Origin of the sequence: Microbispora sp. CSR-4, assembly GCF_008033685.1 — a bacterium.
Taxonomy (GTDB): Bacteria; Actinomycetota; Actinomycetes; order Streptosporangiales; family Streptosporangiaceae; genus Microbispora.
Map to the genome: position 1 here is coordinate 1 of NZ_VJVX01000176.1, position 1185 is coordinate 1185.

Sequence of the window (1185 nt, forward strand, 5' to 3'; positions counted from 1 at the left end):
GTGGGGAGATAACTGGCCGCCGTCGGGGAGAACTTCGTGGCCGCCAGCGGGGAGATCTCAAGGCCGCCCACGGGGAGAACCAAATGGCCGTTGACAGGTTGCGGAGCCGGTGAGCGCGGGGCCGGTGAGCGGCGGCCCGGCGAGTGCGAGCCCCGCGACCCCGCGAACACCGCCTCTGCCGAGGGCGACCACACCGCGAACGCCGACTCCCCAAAGGGCCGCGAGACCATCAGCACCAGCTCTGCCAAGCGCCACGAGACCGCGCCCGCCAAGGGCGATCGCTGCGACCGCGGCGCGACTCAGACAGGAGCACCGCATGCCCCGCGGCACGCGTCAGCATGCCCAGCCGACGATGGCGGGCATTCCCCCACAGCCCCTTCGGACATAGCGTCTTCGGGCGCGGCGGCTTCGGACGCGGCGGCTTCGGGCGCGGCGGCTTCGGACGCACAACCATCGCAGGCAGCACCCTCAGAGGCGGCATCTTCGGAGGCGGCATCTTCGGAGGCGGCGTGGCCGGATCCGCCGCCCGAGGACGCCTCCACACGTCACACCCACGCCGGGCCTCGGCCTGCGGGGGACTGCCGGCATGGCCAAGACACGCCGAGGACCTCGCAGGGAGCGTCACCGGGAACAGCGCAGGGTGCGTCACCCGGAGCAGCGCCAGGTGCGTCGGCAGGCACGATGCCCGGGGCGTTCTTGGGTGCGTCGCTGGGAGCGTCGGCGGGCACGATGCCCGGGGCGTCGCTGGGGTCGGCGCTGGGAGCGTCGGCAAGCACGCTGCTGGGGGCGTCTCTGGGAGGGGCGTTGGGAGGGCCGCTGGGGATGGTGCCGCCGGGGTTGTTGCTGGCGACCGGGCAGGTGCTGCCCGTCTCCAGCGTGCACCGCCTCGCCCGCACTTCCACTCTGGTGCGGATCGTCATGAACGCCGAGGGACAGGTGCTCGACATGGGGCGCAAGGTCCGTCTGGCGACTCCTGCCCAGCGCCGGGCCATCTTCGCCCGGTACGCCACCTGCTGGATCGACGGCTGCCCCCTGCCCGCGACCATGTGCCAGATCGACCACGCCGACAACTGGAGCACCGGCGGCCTCACGGACCTGAAGCTGCTGGGCCCGGCCTGCCAGTTCCACAACCGCGACCGCTACCAGCACCCCGAGCGCTACACCCGCCGCAACGTAGGCGAAGAC

2 protein-coding genes are annotated in these 1185 nt (G+C 72.5%); one reads left to right on the top strand and one right to left on the bottom strand.

Translation table 11 applies throughout. The features are described 5' to 3' along the window. Window positions 1-248 (bottom strand): hypothetical protein (locus FLV34_RS42065; RefSeq protein ID WP_222709806.1); only part of this gene is annotated, 248 nt, incomplete at its 3' end. A 433-nt stretch (window positions 249-681) separates the two neighbouring features. Between FLV34_RS42065 and FLV34_RS39300 the strand changes: the two genes are divergently transcribed. Beyond that, window positions 682-1185: HNH endonuclease signature motif containing protein (locus FLV34_RS39300; protein WP_147945587.1), on the top strand; the 504-nt coding region annotated here is incomplete at its 3' end.